Genomic DNA, 24,144 nt, shown 5'->3' with positions numbered 1-24,144 from the left:
CCAGTTCTTGTTCAGTGGAGTTGAGGGAGTGGACGGATTACAAACCCGCGCCGTTGTAGTGCCGGAATCAGAGATGCCAGCGCCTTCGTGGTCTGATCACGCAGCGTTGTATCGGTGCACAGTCTCTCCTCATCGGGAGGATACCCGTCGTGCAGGAGCACAATTGCACCCGGGCGAACGTTCGCCAGCACCGAATTCACAATTGTATCAACACCAGGGCGGGACCAGTCTCTCGGGTCGACCGACCAGTGCAGAGCCGTGAGACCAGCGCTCGCCGTCATTGCGAGCACCTGCTGCGTCCATATGCCGTAAGGCGCTCGCATATGCCTGGGCGAGGCCTTCGGGCACGCCAGACGGATCGCCTCGCTCGCGGTCAGCACTTCATCCTGTAGCTCCGCAGGTCCGCATCTGGATAGATCAGGATGGGTCATCGTATGGTTCGCAACCTCATGCCCTTCCGCAATCACTCGTCGGATGAGGTCAGGATGCTCGATCGCGTACGTGCCGATGACGAAGAATGTCGCCGGAACCCGATATTGCGCCAGCACATCGAGCACCTCTGGCGTACAAAATGGGTTCGGCCCGTCATCAAAGGTCAAATAGACAGCTCGACTTCCGCTCACGTCAGCGTAGTCGCAGCGGACAGTGGATGGGGTGGAATGCTCTGTCACAACTCAGGCCCGTTCCGATCGATGAAAGTCCCGGCCGGCCATTCGCTTATCGAGCGTCCCAGCGGAAACACCACGACGACCACGTCCTCGAGGCGGGTCGGCGATAAATTGGGATAGACATCCGGCTGCGTGGAGCGGACGCGAATGCCATGCATCAGGGTGGCGAGCCCCTGCCTTTCGACCAGTCGCGTCATATGTCTCTCAAGCGCCGGCCGAACCGTGCCAAAGCCGAATGGAACGCCAAGCTCCTGCAGCACTGGATACATCACGCGCATTGCGTGGCTTATTCCGAGCCCTTCGAGATCCGGACGCACCGCATACAACCCCAGTTCTGCTACGAGGAGATCGACTTCACTAACTTTGATGAAGCGACGTAGTAGCCCGAGATGGGCCGCTACCCCGCGCGCGTCGTAACCAATTGCACGGAGCTCCGGTCTTGCGCCGGCCCAACTTCGGCTTCCCTCAAAGGGCTGCGCATTGAACGCGCCCGTCGGCCCATAACTCTTGCGGAAGAACTCCGCGAGCTCGGCATGATCGGCGAGCCGCAGCTCGTTCTCCCAACGAAGGCTCCACTGCACTTGAGCGCGCGCAGAAGAGCGTTCCGCAGCCGGGGACACGGCAATGTTCATGGCAAGCTTCCTTGCGCCAGTGGAATTAAGAGCGAGACGGTCAGGTGAACTCGTTAGTCGCCGAACGGCCAATCAAAACCGAGATGCGCGGACTTGCTGTGTCGGACCTCGGCACTGCTCGCCTGCACAGCGCCGCTGGCCCCATGCTCGCGAGGCAGCCAGCGCTCGGTTCGCGCTCCTCATCCGGCCAATGCCCTGCGTGCCATATATCGGAAGATGCCCACGATGCGATTCGACTAGCCAGAACCTGCCTGCACCAAAGAGCTTTTGCGCCTCCTGTCGCATCGATGTCCCTCGCTTTGATCTCTGAGGGCAGACCATCGACGCGCGGCCCTCATCGACGGCGCTTGGGATCGGCATCAAGTCAAACTGGCCTTCATACATCTTCGACACGCCCCGAATGCACTGGACAGGCGAGCCATTTCGAAAGGCGCCTGGATTTCTTGGCATCCGCAATCTGCGCCTGCCGCTATTCCCTGACACTAGAATGATGCTGAAAGCGCTCTCAAGTGTACGCGGGTAAACCTCGAATATGGAAACGGATGGCATCCCCATACCAAGGTTTATCGGACGCCGCTTGCCGACCAAACGAGCGCACTTCGCACGGAGGCGCAACACGGCTCGCATGCCGCGCCTGTAGACGGCCATGAAACGGACTCGGCGGCGCGCTCGCACGTCCAGGAGCTTTCCTCTGAGCTCACCTGAACGACCAAAATCCGTTGTGGTGTGCCTGGTTACTTTTTCAAACTTCAGTTTGCTATCCAACATCCCGCAATTTGGTAAAATCGATTGTTTCGATAGAACACATCCACACGATGGATAGACTGACAACATGCGGTTCAAAGGACTCGATCTAAATCTTCTCGTTGCGCTCGACGCCGTGATGACGGAACGCAACCTCACAGCGGCGGCTCGCAAAATTAACCTGAGCCAGCCGGCTATGAGCGCTGCGATCGCACGGCTGCGCACCTATTTCCGCGATGAACTATTTACTATGAGAGGTCGCGAGCTCGTCCCGACACCTGGCGCGGAGGCGCTTGCAGGTCCGGTTCGCGAGGCCCTGCTGCACATCCAACTCTCAATCATATCACGCGACGCGTTCGACCCGACTCAGTCGAGTCGACGCTTCAGGGTCATTCTTTCAGATTTCATGACGATCGTTTTCTTCCGCAGAATTGTGGACCGCATGGCACAAGAAGCTCCCGCCGTGCGGTTCGAATTGCTGCCATTTTCCGATGAACCCGATGAGCTGCTCCGTCGGGGCGAAGTCGACTTTCTCATTCTGCCGGAACTGTTCATGTCGAGTGCGCACCCTAAGGCGACGCTATTCGACGAGACCCTTGTGTGCGTGGGATGCCGCGCGAACAAGCAGCTATCCCGACAGCTTACGTTCGAGAAATACATCTCGATGGGGCACGTTACTGCCAAGTTCGGACGAGCACTGAGACCGAACCTCGAAGAATGGTTTTTGCTTGAGCACGGTCTGAGGAGACGAATTGAGGTCGTCGTGCAGGGCTTTAGCCTGATTCCGCCCATATTGTTAGACACGAACCGTATCGGCACGATGCCCTTACGACTGGCCAGACACTTCGAAAAACGAATGCCACTGCGCATCATCGAACCGCCTCTGCCCCTACCCATATTCACAGAGGCCGTGCAGTGGCCCTCGTTCCACAATACCGATCCCGCGAGCATCTGGATGCGGCGGATATTGCTGGAGGAGGCATCCAACATGGCATCTGGTGAGCAAACGCCTCCAACTCGCAGGCGCTGTTAGGCTTACCGCAAGCTGCGACTCCGAATATCCTAAGCACGCTATAGGCCCTTCGACGTGCTCGGTCCCTTCCTCGCTTCCGCGTCTCCTGGTCGTCTCCTGGGGAGACACTGCCACGACCTCACAATGCAGCGATCCGTTGCGAAGACTTTTCCAGTTGTAAGCGAGGTGACTTCCCAGGTGTGGTTTGATGGTCTTGCGCTGCATTCAGGGCTACCCCTGGCACTATCGCGGATAGAACACGCCTCCATCACAAATGTTTAGCTTGGCCAATAAAATGGCTTGAATCGCACATTGCGTCAGGTTGTAGGTTGACGGTCGCGACTAGCGCTGCACGACGCAGCCGTCGACGGAGCGCTTTGGGGAGCTCACGGCGCTCACGGACGCTGGGATGATCTGCCATCAGCGAGCTGAACGGACCAGCTACGTGGTCGGCCGAAACCGGCGAGACGGATCAGCTTGGAGGGTCCTGAAGCTTTCCCGCCGCGGCCGATCGGCTTACCGCTTGCTCTCCATTCTTGTGGTCATTTCGCGACTTCCTTATCGTGATCGCAGGGTTGAGCCGATGTCCATTCGGGCGAGCCAGGACGATTGCTCCAGGTGGAGCCGCCACCGCACGTTTTTTCGCAGCAAGGACGTTTGCGCCGGATAAGAAGAGATGCGTTTCAAAGGCCTGGATCTAAATCTTCTCGTCGCGCTGGATGCTCTGATAACTGAGCGCAATCTCACCTCAGCGGCACGCAGGATCAATCTCAGTCAGCCGGCCATGAGCGCAGCCGTTGCCCGGTTGCGTTCATATTTTGGCGATGAACTGTTTGGGATGAGGGGGCGCGAACTTGTCTTGACCTCGCGCGCGGAAGGGCTCGCAGCCCCTGTACGCCAGGCTCTGGTGCACATCGAACTCTCAGTTATGGCGCGAGACGTGTTCAATCCAGCTCGATCGAGCCGGCGATTCAGGATCGCCCTTCCTGATTTCATGACAGTTGTATTCTTAAGAAATGTCGTGGAGCGCGTCACGCGAGAAGCCCCCACCGTCAGCTTCGAACTGGCAGCGCCGACCGTTGAGCACGAGGAGCTCCTCCGCCGGGGCGAAGTCGATTTTGTTATCCTGCCAGATTCTCTCATGTCCAGCGCGCACCCCAGGGCGGCCCTATTCGAGGAGAGACTCGTCTGCGTAGGTTGCTGCACGAACAGGGAATTACAACGCGGGCTTACATTCGATCGATATATGTCGATGGGTCACGTTGCAGTTAAGCACGGAGGTGCGCCCCACACGCCAATTGAGCGATCATTTTTAAGCGATCTCAGCCCTACTCGGCGCATCGACATTCTCGTGCAAAGCTTCAGCATGATCCCGCCCCTCCTTGTTGGGACGAACCGCATAGGCACGATGCCATTAGGGCTCGTGAGGCATTTCCAAAAGACCATGCCTCTTCAGATTGTCGAGCTTCCGGATCCATTCCCCGTCTTCACTGAAGCGGTCCAATGGCCCGCAATTCACAACAATGACCCGGAAAGCCTGTGGATACGGGAAATATTGTTCCAGGAGGCCACGCGCATGGCAACTGCACAAGAGCACCCCGTGACCAGCACTCCGGAGGCCGCTCCGGAAGGAGCCGGCAGTGCCGGGAAGTTCGCACAATCCTTCTCGCCGTTGCCGTAAGGATGTTCGTGAAGTCTACGAACTTCACACTCCAACACTTGTATCGACACCCACAATTGCACCTGCTTGGCTTGCTCTCCTTGTCGCGGATAAAGACCCTCCGGGCGCGCGGTTCATGAGACGTTCTTGATTTCTTTCGCGCGTTGGCGTTAGGCGCGATGTCCCAACCGCAGAGTGTTGGTCTGACTTTAGAGACGGGGACGGAGCGGCACGTTCGCGCTTAGGCTAGGCGTTAAAGTTACAACCGCGACCGCCAAGCGCGTCTCTCGAGAAGGCAGGACCGGCACGGGGCTCCTGTCGTCAACGCTCCGAGTTAGTAGTTGCTCCCGATGGATGGAGGCGATCGGCCTATTTGGAGTCGCAACAAAATGCGTCGTGAGCATAGAGGGCGTCGAGCATACATATCGCGCGGCTCTGCCGCGCTGCCAAAGCAAGCATCGCGCACGCGTGTGGCCCTATGGCATCACTCTACAGTACACCGCTTCTCCCTCGCTCTGCGCCGCAGGTATGACTTCTTTTGGCCCTACCGCAGCCAAACGTCTTGACGACGTGCGCTGCCCTGGACGCAATTCAAACAAGGAGCTGAAGGTTGAAGCTATGCAGCAGCGTGTTCGATCCAGAAGAGCTTTCTGCCCTCGGACGACTTTATGATAGCGCCGTCGACGCGCTACCCCCTTCGATGCGGAGTCAAGAAAATCGTACGGCAATCGCCAAGCTCATCCTGGAGCGTACAGCGGCTGGCGAGGCTCAACTGGCATGCCTGTCGAAGTTGTTGATCACCCTTTCCCCCCAGGGTTGATCCGCCGCCATTCTAAGGATAGTCACCACTCTCGCGCTGGAATGGAAGACGATTCAGCTGGAGCTTAGAAGGCCGCTTGAATCATACGTGACGTCAGGTTGTAGGCTTCAAAATTGAACAACATGAACAGACCTACACCAAGAAGGCGCCGATTGCGCATTGGCGAACTTGCAGAGGCGACCGGAGTAACGGTACGCACGCTGCACCATTATGAGCACACAGGACTCCTAGCAGCCACAGAGCGTACTGACGGCGGCCACCGGATGTATGACCGGGATAGCGTGCAGCGGGTTCACCAGATTCGCGCGCTGCGTGAGCTTGGCTTCTCACTCGTCGAGATCCGTAAAGCCATGGAGGGCACGACCTCTCTCACGGACCTGCTGCGCAAACATCTAGAGCGCATAGAACTTCAAGTCGCTCGAGCAACTCTGTTGCGCGACCGTTTGCGCAACATGACAATCGACGGCGAGGCGCAAGTACGTGTGGATGAGCTGCCTGCCACTCTGAATGCCATGTCGCGAGTCGAGACGCGTAGTCAAACGTCCCCATGCATCTGCAATTTGGCGTCAGAGCGCGAGGACCGGTGGCGGCGAATCCGTGACGACCTTCGCGATTGCATGGATCGGAGCGAGCACCCTTGCGGTGAGCGCGCAAAGGCTGTCGCGGTTGCGGCACGCTCGCTGATCAGCGAAATCGCCGGTGCCGATTCACGCGTTTCGATGATCCTGAAGGTACTTGCACGACTGAGCGCCCCCCGCGCTCTGGCTGGTTGGGATCCCTGCCTGATGCAATATCTCGATCTTGCCCTTGGTGGGTTGGAGGATCAGCCGTACTGACCCGTTCATGGCCGTTTCCACACGTCGGTTGACGGCAACCTGACAACGCTAGGTTGATTGGCCGCTCTCTGATGCGGGCTGAAAACTTTATGGGCTTAAGCGGACAGATCGTCATAGCCCGCCGATGCGCGCTCCTGATGCACCCATGCCCCTCAAACCCGCTTGATCCGCACGTAACGTCAAATTGTAGACTCTAGGGAAATTGGAAGCTGGTCGAGCCAACGCACGTTTGGCTTGGAGCAGCCTTGACCTGCATGGGTGTCTGATCACAACCACTTGGGATCACTTCAGTGAGCATTGAAGGCTATACAATTGCAAATACGCAGCGCGCTTCTGTTGCAAGTGCGGCGATTCTCTTCTGCGCTCTCGCCGCCCCGCTTGCGCGCGGTTCTGAAGTAAAGATCGCCGTGGCTGGCCCAATGACTGGAAGCAGCGCCGCGTTCGGCGCGCAAATGCGCGATGGTGCAGCTGCGGCGGTTGAGGACTTGAACGCTTCGGGCCTACTTCCGGATAATGCCAAAGTTATATTGAGGGTCGCTGACGACGCCTGCGACCCAAGGCAAGCTGTCGCAGTTGCGAATAAGCTCGCGACAGAGCGCGTCCTGTTGGTGGTTGGCCATTTTTGTTCCTCTTCGTCGATCCCGGCCTCCGACATCTACGCTGAAGCAGGCATCGTTCAGGTGTCACCAGGCTCGTCAACTCCTCAGCTAACAGAGCGCGGCCTTGAGACTGTCTTTCGGATCTGCGGTCGCGACGATCAACAGGGGACCGTTGCCGCCGAGTACATTCACGTGAACCATCCCAACGAGAACATCGCGGTGATCGACGACAAGAGCACTGCTGGAAAGGGCATTGCCGACGTGGTTGAAGCTCAGCTTCATCGACTCGGACGACAAGTCAGTCGGCAAAGCTATGTTGCAGGTGAACGGGATTTCAGAGCGCTGGTCTCAAGAATGAAAAAGGATCGAGTGCGCGTCGCCTATATCGGCGGCTATCATACCGAAATCGGATTGTTTGTGCGCCAGGCATCAGATGCAAAAGCAGACTTCATAGTCATGGCAAACGATCCGCTGATGACCTCTGAATTCTGGGCGATTACCGGCAGCGCTGGGAATGGCACATTGTTTACCTTCATGCCCAATCCCGCCGGGAGTGCCAAGGCGGCCGGCGTTGTCGCCGGACTCAAAGCTTCCGGCCTGTCCGGTGAAGGCTACACGCTATACGCCTATGCAGCTGTGCAAGCCTGGGCAGAGGCGGTGAACCGGAGCGGCTCCTTCCATGCTACGCGGGTCGCCAGCGCACTTCGTTCATGGCCGGTCGACACCGTGATTGGCCCGGTCCGGTTCGACAAAAAGGGAGACAACTCGGCTTCTGGATTTTTGGTTTACCGCTGGCGCGACGGCCATGTTGAACGTGTCAAGCAGTACTGATTGGCACGCACCGCCGGCTCCAAACGCAAAGTATCACGAATGACGAGACGCCCTCAGAACGTTATCGCAGCGATACTCGCTAGCTCTTTTATACTTGCTGCTTTCGGAGCGTTTTTCGCGTTCGCTGCGGCGCTCGCAGAACTAGCTAGGGTCGAGCTGACGGAGGTGCTACGTCCGATGATAGACAAATAGCAGCCCCGTTGTCCTGATCCGTCCGGCAGCACAGGACCGCTGGGCGGTCGACTACAGTTCTGGCGGGTCTGAAGGCATGACCAGCCGGATCGCCATTGACACATTCTCCTGGACCGATCATATCGCGCAAGCTCGGATCCACGCAGGGAAGAGAGAGCGGGACGGCATGAAGCAATCAGGACCCATTACATTGGCTATAGCCGGGTATTGCGGGTAACCACAGCTGGTGGATCGTCGGCGCCGAGATTGCATGTCTGTCTCTTCGGCTCGGGACTACTGCAGAGCTTCTTCGGCTCCATTTCAAAGCTATTCGCAAACGTGCAGCCCTGCGACTTCTTCTTTGTCAACCATGATCGGTGATCAACGGATCAGCAACCCTGCCCGACATCCCTAATGCTCTGAGCCCAGACCGCGGGAAGAACCAGTTAACCGGCTCCCATGAAGGCGGTGAGGCTGCTCGCGGGCGCTATCAACGAACTGGATGCATCCCATCAACACTTTCGATTTTACTCATTCAGCCCAAACACCGCATAAGTCGACGCCGGATTACGGAAAGAACAGTCCACGAATGTCTCGTGACAATGGCTCTTTGCAGGTTGGTCGCAGCTCAATTCGCGTCTGTCGTGGCTGCATCACGCAATGTTTGACAGCGAAACACGCGGGGCACCAATGCAGTGCGATGAGCAACCGCAGGCGGGCGCGCAATCTATCACGTTGTTGTCTCTCGCCTTTGCCATGATACTCGGCGGCTCCAAGAAAACAGCTTTCACGCGCACTGTTCGGCGAAGGTAAATGCGTCCGCAGCATAGAACTTGGGCAGGTGAACTGTCCTTTGCACCGGTGCGGGCCGGACTATTCGCTCTGACCAGGCCGATAGCATCAACAATCCAGCCGTGTCGCCGCGGCTCCAAGCAAGGCAGTACAATCACCTGTGTGACCCCGACTGGAGTCACTGCAGCTATCCGACGCGCTGGACGGCTCGATCACGCTCCAATAGACGTCCGGGCCACTTACAACGCTTGTCGGCTTTTCCATATTCGCTCACTTCGCCTTTGCAATCCTGTCGCGGGAGATGTGTGCCACCCTGTTTGGGGACCGTGCGCACCTCCCGTGCAGCAGCGATTCGTCGGCCGACGCATCCGGCATCTGGCGAACGGGAAAAGATACCCTTATTCCGCCTGTCTTGCATTTCACCATTTTGGAGAAATTCCGTGAAACTTGACCCTTCCAATTCACGCATACAGGATCTCGAGGATCGCATCGACCTGCAACTCGACATCGTGGCCGCGCTCATGCGCGAAGAAGGCAACGAGCTCGAAGCGATCCGACTGCTCAATGCACTCATAGGCCAAATGATTACGGCGGAGCTGGAGCTCGGCCAGCGTGGTGATACGAGCACCGATGACGGGCGAATGCGACTGTCGCGAGACCGTGGCGTTTACCACCCCGAGGACCTTCATTTTTTGGGACGCCTCTTCGATCAGACTGTGGCGGCATTACCGGCAGCGCTACGAACTTCCGTCAATCGAATGACGATCGCCAAGCTGATTTTTTCACGTGCGGCGGCGGACTGAACTTTCATTTGGCTTTTTCTGGGTTGACGGCGCTGACCGAACGTTTATCGCTGGACTGACAATCGTGCCAATGTCGTCCGCACCAGATTGAGGGTATGCGGCTTATGGGCTCCCCGTCCATAAGCGGGTCGCTTCCGCTGGCTTTCTATATCGCAACTGCTCGCGACGACGTTCGAGAGCAGGCTCGCTTTATCTCGCGCCGCGGACGACACAGTTACGTTCGATCTAGCAAGACCTTGCTGTTCCTCGACGCCTGTGGCCACCAAGAGCTGATAGCGCGGAAGCGCAACCCAACACATACGTTCGAGACACCGGACGGCTATCGCCGCTTCCGACCGCTCCCTGCGCCGACCTTCGAACTCGCTACATGTATCAGATACGATTCCCCAAGCAGCCCTAGGGGATGTGGTGCTTCTTCTTCCGATCAAGGTCTACCAGATGAGGTAGCTACGACATGTTGGATGTGTGGTACCCTTCAAAGCTAATGCTCGGAACAGGGCGATCAGCCACTCCGCACGTTAGCAATCTTTCCGCGAGGCACCCCGAGATTGTCTGCCGCGCACTGGTGGCGCTGAGACGCGGCGCGCACGACCTGTCAGTATCCGAGAACCTCACATAGCTTTCCGAGATCACAATATTGCGGTTGGGCCGCTCACGTCCGGTTAGTCGTGACTGGCCTAGCGCGGATCTTCCGTTTGCAGGAAGAATATCCACAATTTATTGTCGACACCAATCAACAGCGCACTACGGTAAAGAAGCGCGCTAGAATCCCTGCTCGTTTCACTCCTTTCAGAATTATTCGACTGCGCCTGGCAATACGACATTCGGTCATCCGACTTTCAACAACGATCTATAAACTTCCCTGAAGCACCGAGAGCAGCTCGATCGGGGGTCTGCACGCTGATGTCTTGCTTGCTACACGTCACGAAATCTCGGTTAGCTTTTGGGAGGTTACTCCCTTGTGTCAGGATGTCGAGGAGTGTTTTAGATGGATCAGTTTTCTTCCGACCAAGTGCAGGTGCCAGATGCTGTCGTGAGCGTCGCATTTGACAAGGCTTGGGGCTTCGTCGAGAAGGATCCCTTGCTGGCACATAATCTGAAGGCCGTCCTTCATAGACAATTGCGCACTTACCTTGAGTGTTCGATAAGAAAAGGCGAACGGAATACTCTGAATCTGGCAAACGAGGCGATACGCAACTTGCGTGCTGAACTCGCGCCGTCGACGGAGCAATGAGCGCTTGCAGCCGTACCGCTGGGAGCGTCTGGCTTGGTAAACGCATCTAACGGGTCTATGCGATAGACAAATCGGGTCAGAGCGTGGTCGAGCAGACTTTCCATCTACTGAGGCTCTGCCCGGCGCGCCCGTAATCAAGGCCTTCATTACCGATCTGTCTGAGCCGTCAGCATGCACGAAGTGTGTAAGCGCGGCCTCGGTTTGCCGGTTTGCAACAGAAGGAGCCAAGCACCTCCCAACTTTGCAGTCGCATCGACGTCATCATGAACGGCTCGTGTCCAAAGAAGGGCCCCGCGAGGCACCACTGCCGGGCCGCAGCGTCTCGATGGATGTGGAGCAGCGGCATTTTGCGCGCTCCGCAATCTAACGCCGCGTACGATTGGACACATTTCTTTCCAAGACATGTTGTGCGGCAGTTACAGCAATTCGCGTTCATATTGTTAAACGCACGGCGCCGGGGGGCACCGAAAGGAAACGACACTCGAATGAAAAACATTCTGATTCTGACTGCAACCATCGGCGCACTCGTTGCCGCCGCTCCCTCCTTCGGCACGGATCTGGCCGGGCAGCCTGTCAAGGTCAAAGCGGCACCGCTGCCTGCCGCGGCCCCGATTACCGATTGGTCCGGCTACTATATCGGTGCAAATGGCGGCTGGGGAACGAGCCACAATTGCTGGGATTTCAATGGCGCCACTCCCGAGGGCTGCCATAATTCGACTGGCGGGACCATTGGTGGCCAGATTGGCTATCGTTGGCACATCTTCAACATGGTCTACGGCATCGAAGGTCAGGGCAACTGGGCCGACTTCAACGGCTCCAATATCAGCACCGCCTTTCCGGCAAACACCGTTGGCACCACAACAGATGCATTCGGTCTACTCACGGGCCATATCGGCTACGCGTTCAATGCCGTGCTCCTGTACGGCAAGGGTGGTGCTGCGGTGACCAGCAACACCTATCAGATCAACTCAGTGGCTACTGGCACCGAGATTGGCAAAAGCAGCGATGTGCGTTGGGGTGGCGTGCTGGGCGCCGGTGCCGAAGTCAGCCTCACGCCGAACTGGTCAGCTGGCGTCGAGTATAACCACTTCTTCATGCAGCGCAGCAACATCAGCTTCCCAGCGGCTCTTGGTACGGATCGCGTCCACCAGGATGTCGATCTCATCACGGCACGGCTCAATTACAAGTTTGGCTCGCCCTTTGCTAGATAGAGACCTCTACGCGGTTGCGTGAATCGGAACCCTGGCCCGCGGTCGGGGTTCTTTCGCGAGTTGATCCCACAAAAACGGCAATCATGACATTGGTAGGGAAGGCGACAGCACCATTTGCGAAGCCGGGACACGAGGTGACTTACAGCAAGAAATGCAGCTTACCTCGGCGGCCCCTCGAGTCCGGCCCTCTCAGGGCCAAAAGCGCAGCCCTATTCCAGCCCAGTCAAGTACAAAGTTCGGCAGTTGATGGGACGGTCTACACACGACACTCATTAAGGACCTTGACCTGACTGCAGCTCCGGCCGCGCCATCCCCACTTAAGCCCCCTTGCGGAAACACAACAAGGCCGCACCTGATGCACAACTTATGAAAGGCTCGGTGGAAACGGCGAAGATCTTCGCCAAGATCGTTGAGGCATGATTTCTCTGCTCTTCGCGATCATCTCGCTGCTCTGTACGAGCGTTGGCGAGGCGCGTGGTACTGCACTAATAATTTTCATTGGTATGCCACCGCATTGTACAACAGAGGTCGGGTGGGGCACCCACTTTCGGCTGATCAAGCGGTTGCGGCAATCTCCTCGACACCTGGGTAGGCTCAGCTCGCATTCGCGCAAGAGCATCTGCAGGCTCGATTGGTCTACCGAACCACAAACTTCCTCGATCCATTGTGAATGGACTGGAATACCAGGATGCGAACGCATTCATGCAATGAAAAGGCGCAAGATCTCCCCTCCCCGGTCCTGCATAGACGGCTCGAGCTCGCAGCATCGAGAACATAGTGACTGGATGGTCGACGCCTGACCAGGCGGCCTATGTGACACTGAGAGCTGCAGGTGCATCACATCGACGCGAATGAAGGCTAACGGAGTAGATATGCGCGATCTGGCGCCGATCGATAGCTGCAAAGGCTATGTTCGAAAAGAAAACAACCTAGCTGGTCACGCAGAATAGACCATTGCAGATAGTGTTACGTCTGATGCATCTGGCCAGAATTCGCTTTGCCATCAGCAGAACGTCCACAGTCGTTGTGAGTTGGTGAGCTGCATTAGACAGCAACGAGACGCCGCCAAACCAAGGCGCCCCGACGCACTCGGCCGGGGGGCTGAAAGTGCGCCGGGTTCGCCCCAACATCATCAGTACATCCGTGATGATGCTTGTGGCAATGAGACAAGCAGCGTGGCGGAATTGAGGCTTATGCGTTCGATACTAGAGATCAAAGCGAGTTTTCGTCGGCAGCGCCGACGGACTCGAATCGCACGTCGCGTCACGTTGTACTATTGCGCTCCTCTCGCTGTCATCCATCAAGCAACTTGTCTCCGTGGCACGCCGGCCTTTGACGGGAGGCATCCGTTGAACCCTGTGAGCAATCAAATCGGCCTTTGCTTGGAAAAACCGGTTTGAAAATCTGCGGCAAGCTCAGCTGCTTCTGGTGAGAGCTGCAGTCCCTGTTTTCGTCGCAAAAATAACTAGCCCTCAGCGAATGCGGAAACGACGTGCCCTTGTATGAGCGATTGAACGCCGCGCAGGCTCGTCGGCACGACTAGCCGCTTCGAGCGTGCTCGCACGAGAAATTCATATCCTAAACGTTCAGATAGCCGCCAACGAGCGAGTCTCACTCCCTCACCCTGCCCCTAAGCCGCGTTTGCAGTCGCGTCGAAAACGGGACCAGATCTCAGAAACCACTAGGCGGGTTTGACATATCGCAAAGACATTAGAGAGGGTATTCGTCAGCTTTATGCTGGCCTGAGCACTGGAAAGTTAGGACTTGCAGACCTCCCTTCTAAACAAGTATTGCGATGCTCGCCTGCCTTGGTACACCATCTATCCAACCGTACGGGATTTCTCCGCGATGGTCGGTGTCGAGACTTGTGAGACATGGCTGAGGCGACTGCCGCCCGACGAGCCCGTATCGCTCTACATCCACGTTCCGTTCTGTCGCTCTATCTGTTGGTATTGCGGCTTCCCTACAAGCCTTACTCGCAGCGAGCGACCGGTCCGCAATTACTTGGCAGCATTGCGAGAGGAAATAGGCTTGGTCGCGGAGCAAGTGCCGCGCGCTCTGCCGGTGAGCGACGTGCATTTCGGCGGCGGGACGCCGACCACCATTGCACCGAGCGACTTTCTCGCCTTGATGGAACTCCTGCGCCACTGCTTTGCGTTCAGAAGATCACCTACCATCGCCATAGAAATCGATCCGCGTGGGGTCACGCCCGAGATGGTCGAAACGTTACAATCGGCCGGGATCAACCGCGCAAGCATCGGCGTGCAAAGCTTCGATCCTATAGTTCAAAGGTCGGTCAACCGCCTGCAGAGCGAGGTGCTAACGGCTTCTGTCGTCGAAAGTCTACGCCAGCATGGGATAAGCCGCATCAATTTCGACCTTCTCTTCGGACTACCGCATCAAACGGTGCGGTCCTGCGTGGACTCAGCGCGGACAGCTCTGGCCATGCGGCCAGACCGGCTTGCGGTTTTCGGCTATGCTCACGTCCCCTCCTATATGAAACGTCAGCGCCATCTCGATGAGACGGCGCTGCCGGACAATATTGCCCGCGCTGAGCAAGCCGCGGCCATTGCAGATACCCTGGTCTCGGCCGGCTACCACCAGATCGGGCTCGACCATTTCGCCCTGCCCAACGACGAGCTCGCCCTGGCGCAGAAAGCTGGTCGACTGCGCCGCAACTCCCTCGGTTATTCGGCTGATACCTGCAAAACCGTAATCGGCCTAGGTCCGTCCGCCATCGGCCGTTTGCGTGAGGGTTACGTCCAGAACGAGATCGCGACCACTTCCTATTCCGAACACGTTCGGGCCGGCCGCTTGGCAATCTCAAAAGGCTATTGGCTGTCGGCCGAAGATCGCCTCCGCGCCGCAATCATCGAGCGTCTAATGTGCGATTTGCAGGCCGACATACCAGCGATCTGTGCTGCTCACGGATTTGATCCGATTCCTCTTCTCAATTCCGCAGGCCGGCTGGGAATGCTTGCCGAAGACGGGATAGTGGACATTGAAGGGGGTTTAATTCGGGTCAAGCAGGAGCATCGGTTTGTCGTTCGTGCAGTCGCTGCCGCATTCGACACTTATCTCGACCGTACGCCTATTAGCTAAGCCACGCATGTGAGCAGACTCCAAACATCTAAGCTCTTCGCGAGGGAATGATCCCAAGAGGCGCCTCCGACAGACAGGCCAGATTTCGAGGATGGAGCGGCGGTGTTCGATACAGCCTCAAATCGGCGAGCGCTGATCAGAAGAGAGCTGATTGGAGAGAAGCGCAGCGGATTCCGCCGCTCCGGCCCCCTCGATCGGTTGCGCGGGAGGGCCCGGCCTTTAGCCGCGCCGGAGTGGCAAGTCCGGGCGCTCGTCTCAATAGCCTTGCCGAACGCTTGGCCTGCGGACGGCTCTGCAAGGATGGACGGGCGGGCGGCTCTTGCTTGGTCTTGGCAGGAAGTGCTGCAGGCATGGCGGCCATCATTCGCCCGGCGCGATGGCGTTGCTCGGCGTCGGCCGGTCGGTGATCTGCTGACCGAACAGGCTGCCGATCAGCTCGACTGCCGTGCGCGCGGTCCGACCGCGTTCGTCCAGAAAAGGATTGAGCTCAACGATGTCGACCGATCCGACGACGCCGGAATCGTGCAGCAGCTCCATGATCAGGTGCGCCTCGCGATAGGTGGCACCACCCGGCGCGGTGGTGCCGACGCCCGGCGCCACGGAAGGATCGAGGAAATCGACATCGAAGCTGACATGCAGCACGCTATCGCTCGTCTTGACGCGTTCGATGACGCGGCGGATCAGGACGGCGACGCCGAACTCGTCGATCTGGCGCATGTCGACGATCCTGATCCGGCGCGAGCGCATCAGCTCCTTTTCGAGCTTGTCGATCGAACGCGCGCCGAACAGATCGAGTTTGTCCGGGAGAATCGAAGCGCGCGGATCGTCGCCGAGCAGGCCGTCAAGCCCGGGCTCGCCGCACAGGAACGCGGCTGACATGCCGTGCATGTTCGCGGTGATCGTCGTCTCCGGCGTGTTGTAGTCGGCATGGGCGTCGAGCCAGAGCACGAACAGTTCGCGGCCGCGCTCCTGCCAATGCCGCGCCATGGCATTGACCGACCCCATCGACAGCGTGTGATCGCCGCCGAGAAAGATCGGCAGCGCACCGGTTGTCGCGATCTCATAGCCTCTGCGGCTCAGAACGCGGGTCCAGCGCTGGATTTCGCGGTAATGATTGGCTTGTTCGGGCGGCCTGTCGGTGAGATCCCGGACGTCGGCGACGGACAGATCGCCATAATCGACGACCTCGAAATCAAGGCTTTCCAGCAATGTCGCAAGGCCGGCAGTGCGCAGCGCCGCAGGCCCCATCAAGGTGCCGCGCTGCGAAGCCCCCATGTCGATGGGAGCACCAAGCAAGGCGATACGCCGGGCTCGATCCGTCATGGTCCGATCGGTCACGGCTGCCTCCTGACATCAGCAAGGTTGACCCAGCGCGGATAGCCAAAGGTGCCGGCTTCCATCAACACGCCTGGAGGTCGCACCCTTGAGCACGGAGATACCGCAATCCACGTCCCAACCCGGCATGGCCGAGCGTCGCCGCTAAATTCGGTGGCCGATGAGTATATGGTCAAGGTATCCTACCAACGAAGAAAGATCCCTGCTTCATCTAACCACTTTGTGATGCAGTGTTCAGGAGCGCCGACCCGACCGATTTTGGTGTAGATCACAGAGCCGTTGACCCAAAGCGATACATAGGATGTCCAGCTTTACCGGACCAAGAGGGCGCGATAGTGGCGCAAGTAATCCCGTGCCATTCGCTCTGCCGTGAAGCGCTCTTCGAAGCGCGCGCGGACGCGCCCTCGATCGATTTGCCCAAGCCGCGACACAGCCTCAATTGCTTCGTCCTCGTTTTGACGATGAAGCCTGTCACCTCTTCCTCGATAATCTCGGGCACCGAACCGGACCGGTAAGCAATGACTGGCGTTCCGCAGGCCATCGCCTCAATCATCACCAATCCAAACGGCTCGGGTCACCTGATTGGGAAGAGCAAAGCAGCGGCTCCTGCAAGGAACGGCTGTTTCGAATCGTCATCTACCTCGCCGACGAGCTGGATCTGTTTGCCGTCAATCTGAGGCTCTATCTTCTCTCTGAAATACCCACTTTCGGCGCGACGGACCTTGGCGGCAATCCGAAGCGGCATCCTGGCGGCGAGCGCGATGCGGATCGCATCTTCGGGGCCTTTTTCGGCGGTCAAGCGCCCGAGAAACGCCAGGTACGATCCGGCAGCAAATGAGGCGCCGAACTGGTGCATGGGCAGACCGTGATACACCGTTCCGCACCAGTTTGCGCTGGCGAGCGCAATGCGCTGATTATCCGAGATGGATGCGAAGCAAGCTTCTGGAAACTTGCTGGTCACGGCCGGCAATCCCGGCAGATCCAGCTGGCCGTGCATCGTCGTGATAAATGGCACTCCTGCGCGATAGGGGATGGGCAGATGTAGCCAGTCGATGTGAGCGTGAATCACGTCGAACTGGTCTGCGCAATCCTAAACTGCTTCCAGTTGGGCAGCCAAAGCCGCGTTCGGGTCTGAGCGTGGTCGCCCAAGGCGAAGTGCTTTTGGCCAGACCGGAGAAAGTGTGGCGGGGGTCCCGGAATCGCCGCTCGCAAAGAGGGTGACACCCTGCCCGAGTTCGACGAGTGCATCGACGAGCCAGGCGACCACTCTTTCCGTTCCACCATAGAGCTTTGGTGGGACGCTTTCGGCGAGCGAAGCAATCTGAGCTATCTTCATCAGTAACTCCCCCATGGCGCTTGCTGCCCGCGGCAGACCGACGAGATTCAGTCAAGGGCCCGGCGAAGGTCGCGTATATCCGTCGGAGTGCGCTCATTCGTCGACTCGAAACCAGCGATATCCGTAGCCGTCGAGTTCGATCGTCGAGTCCTCGCAGGGCTTGAGTACACGCGATTGCCGAACAGATCGATCAAGTTGCGCGCTGAAACGACGAGGACAAGCGGCGTCACCAAAATTGCGAGACTCCGTCTTGCGACATCACAAACTTCATCCGGCACACGCCACATAGGCACAACGGCTGAGCGGCCGAGCCGGAATGGCCGATTGGACCAGCTATCATTGCAAACTGTTCAACTCCCAATTCCGGCGGGTTGTTTGAGATGACGGATACATGGCAAGCGTGATCAACGAACGCCGCGCACGTCAAGGGGCTCGGATGCAACACAGATTTTGCCGTGAGAGCCGCGGTAACAGAGCCAGCAACCTGCTCGCGGGTAGGCGGCAAAGTTGCTCGATCGCTGATTCCTCCGGCCTCCTGGGCCATCAGGTTAGACCTTGTGGTGTGATTGCCGGACGCGCAAATTCAAAGGCGCCTCGGCGAGCTTGGCGACTGTCTCGTGTTTCCGTGACAACGATACCAATGAAGCGCTTCGTGAAGCCTGGCCTCAGCGCCAAATCGGCTGACTCACGGTGAGCAAGCGGGACATTCGCAACGCTTTTGCATCCATGACAGCGAGTCGCTGCGCGCTCTTCCTTAGCACCTCGATGAACCAACGCGCGGGGCTGGCCCTCGGCGCACCGGCCTCGTTCATAGGCATGGTTGCGAAGCAGATCATCGTGTCGCGATCTAACAGCTTTACAAAGCGTGGATGGTTCTTGTCGGAACGATCGAGATCCAGCTCGCCTCCCTCGCTCTCGAACGCGAAAACGCTGAGCTCTTGGCCAATCAGGCCGCTGCGCAATCTGTTCATGGCCGGCAGAGATGGAAGCAAGGTGCGCCGTGCGTGATTACTTTCTTGAGACGAGTTTGCCGTGGGGATACCCGGCGGCCAGAGCACTTTCCATCCATTTAAAGCCGAGGGGAAAGCAACGTTGGCTTGTCATCGCAGTTTCGCTCGCAGCTTATCTGGTCGACAATTCCGTACTGGCACAAACCGCCAGCGGGTTTGATCCTAGTAGCCACCCTGTGGATCAGGCCAGCAAAAGACGAAAGGCTTCTGATCCGGCCGAAAAGCTCCGGATGGACCCGGCAATCAGCCCTCCTGCCCCGGCGCCAGCGCCAAGTCCCGGTGCGCCTTTCGAAAAGCACGCTGGTGCGGACAGAGCTGCTCAGACAAGAACGCAAAAGACGGTCGATCCCTTCGCACGGTACGATAATCTGCGTGAAAAAGGGGTGTGGTTCAACATACCTGGCGCTGCGGACACGATCGATCAGGACAAGGGCGGCGTTAGATCGGCGCTTGCAGATGTCGGCATCGGCTACATCGGCTGGACACACAACAGCTTTGCAAACAACCTGCTGCCGAATGCCGCCAGAAGCACGATCGAAAACCAGCTCTATATGGGCCAGAATCCGACATTCGCGTCGGCAAACTTCATGATCGTCACCTACGATCTCAGCCGGTTTGGCATTTCCGACGGACAAATTGTACTAGGGGCCGAGCAGCAACACTGGACGTGGGATCGCGCGGGACCAGATCGAGTGGGGCTCAATACGCTCGCCTACTACCAGACTTTCTTCGACAGGACGCTAGAACTCAAACTTGGCTATCTCAGAAACCAAAATGAATTCACCGGCACATTGTTCGGAGGGATTACAGGATCGAACATGTCTGCCTTGTTCCAGGGGGGCATGAGCACCAATGCCGCACCGACGCCTGCGGTCAACCTGAAGTACAATTTTGCCCGTGCCTTGTACAACAAGGCCTCGGTCCAGCGCTCAATTAGTCCAGATGGTCCCTATGTCCAGATAACGGAGAATCCCACGGGTTTGAACTGGAGCACGCCCCACGCAGGCATTCTTCTCATTGATGAAGCCGGCTACAAGAGCAAGGCAGCTCCCGGCGTACCCGATACCTGGCTGCGGGCGGGCGTTGGTTTCAACAGCAGCCGGTACACGAGTTTGACGGATCCCAAGCGAGGGAGGGAAAGCGGGAATAACTTTCACTACATCGCTGCGGACAGGCAGTTCTGGCAGAACGACCCCGATGGGATCCCATCTCGCGGCATCTATGGCGGCTTCTCCATTATGGAAGCTCCGCCGGACCTGAACAGGATCAGCCGGTATTGCGAGCTTCGTCTTTACGCGAGGGGAGCATTTGACAGTCGGCCCAGTGATCTGATTGCACTCGTTGCTAGCAACACGAGCTGGAGCAACTTTGCGGTGGATGCTGCCCTCGCCAAAGGGCAGCTTGCGCATCGCGAAACAACAGCAATCACCGCAACATATACCGCCCATCTCGCTCCGGGAATATATGCAGGGGTGGGGCTGTCATACATTCATAACCCGACAAGCATCACGCACACTCCCCAGACTAAAGACGCGCTCAATCTGTTGCTATCTACGTTGGTATTCTTCTGATCATCGCAACCGCCATTCTGCTACCAACTCCTCGTGACCCGAGGGACTTGAGCTTGGCGATCTCTTTGAAAGGATCCGCCGCATCTGCGCTAGCCAAGCATTGTTGCTCGGCTTGACGGAAAGTCGCTGACCCGGCGGTGACGTGCGCCAGTTCAGCGGGGACGCGAATAGCAACAGACTCGTTGAAGCATTAAAGTATCTACGGACCTTTCGCTCGACGGGGGGCGTCGTGCCCATCGTGCGTCCAAGGCGCACTCGCGCTAATCTCAATTCTTCCCCCACAGAACCGGACTCTCATCAATTCTCCAAGACCCCATACCCACGGACACGCATCGATGGCGCCCCTGTGCAGAACCGCGTGCCGCACGAGGCTAACCGGCAAGAGGAGCATCAGGGTGGGCAGGATAATACGCCCGTACCGTCGGCTCTCCACGAAGGACAGGTCCTTGTCGGTCCAGAGCAGCTTCTTAAGAGCAGCTTCGCTGCCTACTGGATCATCTGGGCGACCAATCCATAGCATTGCCATGTTCCGTTCCTTCAAAGGAGCTTCAGCAGCTCGAAAGGACTTACGTGACGAGGTTCAGCGGCAATGGGAGGATCCCCTGGGCCTCTCGTTTTTCGTTGATCCTGAAGGGTTTACTGTTGACGAGGAGCAGTTCTCGAGGGGAGCTCGACGCAGAGCAGAGCTCTCGGGAGGAACCCTCGGGTAAGCGTCGCAGGAGGGCCCTATCGATCGGGGTGCACACGGCGTTGGCGAGAGACAGTCGTCTTCGAGACCAACCTCGTGTCTGAGTACGAGCATTGGAGTTGTAGCACGATAAACCGACCGCCAGCACCATCGCCAACGTCCCGCCTCAGCTCTGCAATCTACATCGACTGGATGCATGGCCCATCAAGCGCGACGTGAGCGAAGGCCGCGCGCGAACTGCCCGCCGAGCATTTGGAAATGCAGCCAAGTTTGATTCTTCAGCCACGTTCGGGATAGGCGCGAACGCGCCGACGTCCCGCGCTTTCCACCAACTCGCCCCTATAAGGCACTCCACGGATAGCGAAATAGGTCGGGCGCCCAACTTCCGGCATGATGCGCTGGCCTTCAAGGACGCGGACAAGGTAATCGGGCAGGAATCGCTCCCGGTGCTCCCATCCGCCCCGAATCAAATAGCCAAGATCGACTGTACCTTCGTCGGGTCGCGCGGCCCTGACGATCTGCGGGGGACGATAGAGGGGCTGCGATGGGCCAGCTTCGTTTATTCCGCCAGCGCGCGGGTGATGGATCAGGCGAACATCCATGGGGCCTTCCGGCCCGACAGTCGCGGAATAGCGCTCCCCATTGATCGCAAACTGACTTGGCCCGAACTGGTTTGGCAGCAGATTGATATTGCTCAATACGTCGATCAACACGTCTGAAGCCGCCCTGGAGCCGTGGCGCCAGTCGGCGCCAACGATCGCTCCGATATCCCGCAGCTCCGCAGCCGGCCCCGGCGGTCCTGCGAACCACGAGGTGGCTGCAAATTCAGGTGCTGGCGCAGAGCGCGCATCGTCACGCAAATCGTGCGGTGTGGGTGGATCCAGATCAACGAAGGAGTCGAGACCGCCGTAGATGTTTGAGGATCGGGGCCTTACCGATGACGGCGATGCGGGTTCTTGCATCTGTTGCCCAAGCCAGGCCCAGGCTCCCTGGCTCGGGGTGGCCGGAGTAGCAGGAAGCTCGAGCGGCGGATGAGCTTGCGCGGCCCAGTGCGGCGCTGGCACTGGTGAGGCGGGTTCGTGGATTTGCTCGCCAATCCAATCCCGGGCTGCCGCGCTCGGCGTTGCCGGGGCTGCGGGAAGCTCTTGCGACGAACCGGCCTGCCAATCGCTGGGCGCTCGCATCGATGTGGTGGGCCCATGGATCTGCTCGCCAAGCCAATCCCAGGCTCCCGCGCTCGGGGTGGCTGGCGTTGCAGGAGGCTCCTGCAGTGAGTGCGGCTGTCGAGCAGCTTCCCAAGAAGGCTGGCCCGGATCCTCAGGAGGCGGCAATCCAAGCGCCCTGTTCGCCTCCAGGATTTGCTCGTATTGGCCAAGCTTGACTAGATCAGGCTTGATCTTGCCGTCCTTGGTTTCGCGCCTGTATTCCTCGACATCCCGGTCAAGGGCTGGGGTGGAAAGTCTGCCAGCCATTGCCGGCCGATCATGCATCTGCAGCCACTCACTTAGCCTATACATGCGGCGAGCTTGCCTGTCGATCGTCTCCGGCTCGATCCTGTGCGCCGCCTTTTCCGCCGCCGACCACATGTCGATGAGGATTGCGTCCGCGCGGTGAGGGGCCAGTCGGCGGAGATCAGGCGCCAGCGCGTTTCCGGCACCGACCTCACGGAGCTTCTTCAAGGCCGCTTTGATGCGTCTGCTTCTGTCCTTTGCGTAGGTATCGACATCCTCATCCAGCTCAGCTTCCAGCTGATGGTTTTCCACCTCCGGGTTGTCCTGCTGCGCGTTTTCTGATTCCCGTTGAATTCGATCGGCAATTGAGGGCCTGCCAGCGGTGCTCAGGCGCGCGCTCAAATGGCGCAAATCGGCTGCGGCATTCTTGATCGTGCCGTCGGTGAGGTTACCCGCCGCCTTGTTTCTGAAATCTCTTATTAGCGCCTCGTCCTCCTCTGGGACAGCGCGCGTCCGGCCCGGCTGCCGAGCATAGTCAATGCGAAGATTCGTGGAAAAGGCATCCCCCTGCCCCCCGTTGCGCGAGTACTTTTCGCTGCTGCTCCCGCCAAAAGCCTTGCCGATTCCCGACTTGAAGCGTGACCATAATCCGCCGCTTTTTCCGCTCTTGGCCGACGCGGCAGACTCTGCCTGCGGAAAGCTGTAGCGCGCGCTGCTGAACAGATCATCTCGCAAGCTGGACTGCGGCACTTGCGCCAAAGCGGGAAGCTGGAAGCTGGGAATGTCTACGCTCCGCCGCGTGCCGCCCAGCGCACTCTCCCTAAAAGTGGAGTCCGGCGGCACCCGCATCGAACCGCCGAAATCCTCCCGCCGGACTGCTCGACGTCCTGCGGGAGCCGGATTGGACGAATTTGAGTTGCTTTCATCTGACGGATCGAGACTCAAATCCTCCAGCTGCCGTTCGAAACCGCCGTGCTCCCTTTGGTTGTCTCCTCGCTGCGCGGCCCGCTCTTGCAGGGCAGCGTACTCCCGCATCCAGGCTCCTGAATCGAAGAATGGGTCAACCGGATCCACCCTGCTCTCCTCATGTTTGTATAGGCCCGACAGCAATCGGTACGTCTAGCAAGAAACAGATTGTGGATTGTTGTAGCCGCAACCTTTCGAAAAGCTGACGAGATTAGGACATTGCTGCGCGATTGACGGCCTCGCATCGGCTGGCGACAGGCGCTCCAATTTTTCGCACCTCTTCGCCTAGCCTGTTCCAGTCGAGGAATTCGTAAACCGATGATACCAATGGATGGTCCTGACGATCGTGCGAGGAATTCAAGCATCAGGCCGGAATTCCTCGGCCGCTAACAATGTCTAAGGTCATGCGTGACGAGCATCTTCTCCGCAACTTTGGCGCTCAGCTTATCCTGCTTCAATGACGGACAGCGACCTCTCCTTGACGCAGACCGGGAGGCGTTCTGGTGACCTGGGCTTCCATTTGTTGGTTTCGACTACGCTTATGAAGGACCGAATTGGCCTACTGCGGTTTACCAGGTCCGGCGCATTCGCTCGGATGCAGAACGTCCCTTTTGGGGGCTTACCGCGCATCCGCCGTTTCCGGGAAAACGTGGATCACATAGGGCTGCCCAT

At 58.2% G+C, this 24,144-nt stretch carries 14 protein-coding genes and 1 pseudogene; 9 read left to right on the top strand and 6 right to left on the bottom strand.

What is annotated here, in order from left to right:
- Window positions 1–11 precede the first annotated feature (11 nt).
- The gene (gene nodB / locus ABIA40_RS02465; protein WP_404538846.1) at window positions 12–671 is read right to left on the bottom strand and encodes a chitooligosaccharide deacetylase NodB; all 660 of its coding nucleotides are present in this window, start codon (window positions 669–671) and stop codon (window positions 12–14) included.
- The gene (locus ABIA40_RS02460) at window positions 668–1,300 is read right to left on the bottom strand and encodes a NodA family N-acyltransferase (protein ID WP_036015444.1); all 633 of its coding nucleotides are present in this window, start codon (window positions 1,298–1,300) and stop codon (window positions 668–670) included. Before ABIA40_RS02460 ends, nodB begins: the two co-directional genes overlap by 4 nt.
- Window positions 1,301–2,132: 832 nt before the next feature.
- Between ABIA40_RS02460 and nodD1 the strand changes: the two genes are divergently transcribed.
- The 8 genes from nodD1 (at window position 2,133) to hemN (ending at window position 15,115) form a co-directional block, all read left to right on the top strand.
- Window positions 2,133–3,077, top strand: coding sequence for a transcriptional regulator NodD1 (nodD1, locus tag ABIA40_RS02455; protein WP_036015446.1), 945 nt, complete (start codon window positions 2,133–2,135; stop codon window positions 3,075–3,077).
- A gap of 655 nt (window positions 3,078–3,732) precedes the next feature.
- On the top strand, window positions 3,733–4,737 hold the full coding sequence (gene nodD2 / locus ABIA40_RS02450) for a transcriptional regulator NodD2 (RefSeq protein WP_404538843.1): 1,005 nt from the start codon (window positions 3,733–3,735) through the stop codon (window positions 4,735–4,737).
- 921 nt (window positions 4,738–5,658) lie between these two features.
- Window positions 5,659–6,372: a MerR family transcriptional regulator gene (locus ABIA40_RS02445; RefSeq protein ID WP_404546141.1), complete on the top strand. Its 714-nt coding sequence runs from the start codon at window positions 5,659–5,661 to the stop codon at window positions 6,370–6,372.
- A 290-nt stretch (window positions 6,373–6,662) separates the two neighbouring features.
- The gene (locus tag ABIA40_RS02440) at window positions 6,663–7,802 is read left to right on the top strand and encodes a branched-chain amino acid ABC transporter substrate-binding protein (protein ID WP_225156247.1); all 1,140 of its coding nucleotides are present in this window, start codon (window positions 6,663–6,665) and stop codon (window positions 7,800–7,802) included.
- Between the two features lie 1,403 nt (window positions 7,803–9,205).
- A complete protein-coding gene (locus ABIA40_RS02435; protein ID WP_081493935.1) occupies window positions 9,206–9,568 on the top strand; it encodes a NolY in 363 nt (120 codons plus the stop codon).
- A gap of 988 nt (window positions 9,569–10,556) precedes the next feature.
- The gene (locus tag ABIA40_RS02430; protein WP_036015451.1) at window positions 10,557–10,802 is read left to right on the top strand and encodes a hypothetical protein; all 246 of its coding nucleotides are present in this window, start codon (window positions 10,557–10,559) and stop codon (window positions 10,800–10,802) included.
- Between the two features lie 485 nt (window positions 10,803–11,287).
- Window positions 11,288–12,013, top strand: coding sequence for an outer membrane protein (locus ABIA40_RS02425; protein ID WP_225126357.1), 726 nt, complete (start codon window positions 11,288–11,290; stop codon window positions 12,011–12,013).
- Window positions 12,014–13,777: 1,764 nt separating this feature from the next.
- A complete protein-coding gene (gene hemN / locus ABIA40_RS02420) occupies window positions 13,778–15,115 on the top strand; it encodes an oxygen-independent coproporphyrinogen III oxidase (RefSeq protein ID WP_036045238.1) in 1,338 nt (445 codons plus the stop codon).
- A gap of 360 nt (window positions 15,116–15,475) precedes the next feature.
- On the opposite strand, the gene rocF is transcribed toward hemN, so the two are convergent.
- From rocF to ABIA40_RS02405, 3 genes and pseudogenes are all read right to left on the bottom strand, one after another.
- Entirely contained in the window at window positions 15,476–16,453 is a 978-nt protein-coding gene (gene rocF / locus ABIA40_RS02415) for an arginase (RefSeq protein ID WP_404538837.1), read from the bottom strand.
- A gap of 308 nt (window positions 16,454–16,761) precedes the next feature.
- Window positions 16,762–17,786: pseudogene (locus ABIA40_RS02410) on the bottom strand (glycosyltransferase family 4 protein).
- A gap of 665 nt (window positions 17,787–18,451) precedes the next feature.
- Window positions 18,452–18,757, bottom strand: coding sequence for a hypothetical protein (locus ABIA40_RS02405; protein ID WP_036015462.1), 306 nt, complete (start codon window positions 18,755–18,757; stop codon window positions 18,452–18,454).
- A 29-nt stretch (window positions 18,758–18,786) separates the two neighbouring features.
- On the opposite strand from ABIA40_RS02405, the gene ABIA40_RS02400 reads away from it, so the two are divergent.
- The gene (locus ABIA40_RS02400; RefSeq protein ID WP_240538235.1) at window positions 18,787–20,367 is read left to right on the top strand and encodes a carbohydrate porin; all 1,581 of its coding nucleotides are present in this window, start codon (window positions 18,787–18,789) and stop codon (window positions 20,365–20,367) included.
- Window positions 20,368–21,333: 966 nt separating this feature from the next.
- Here the strand turns inward: ABIA40_RS02400 and ABIA40_RS02395 are convergent.
- Window positions 21,334–23,580, bottom strand: coding sequence for a hypothetical protein (locus tag ABIA40_RS02395; RefSeq protein WP_404538832.1), 2,247 nt, complete (start codon window positions 23,578–23,580; stop codon window positions 21,334–21,336).
- Between the last annotated feature and the right edge of the window lie 564 nt (window positions 23,581–24,144).

Origin of the sequence: Bradyrhizobium sp. USDA 223, assembly GCF_044909005.1 — a bacterium.
In the GTDB taxonomy this organism is placed as follows: Bacteria; Pseudomonadota; Alphaproteobacteria; order Rhizobiales; family Xanthobacteraceae; genus Bradyrhizobium; species Bradyrhizobium yuanmingense.
The sequence above is the reverse complement of the archived record's forward strand: the minus strand, read 5'-3'. Positions and strand labels throughout refer to the sequence as shown.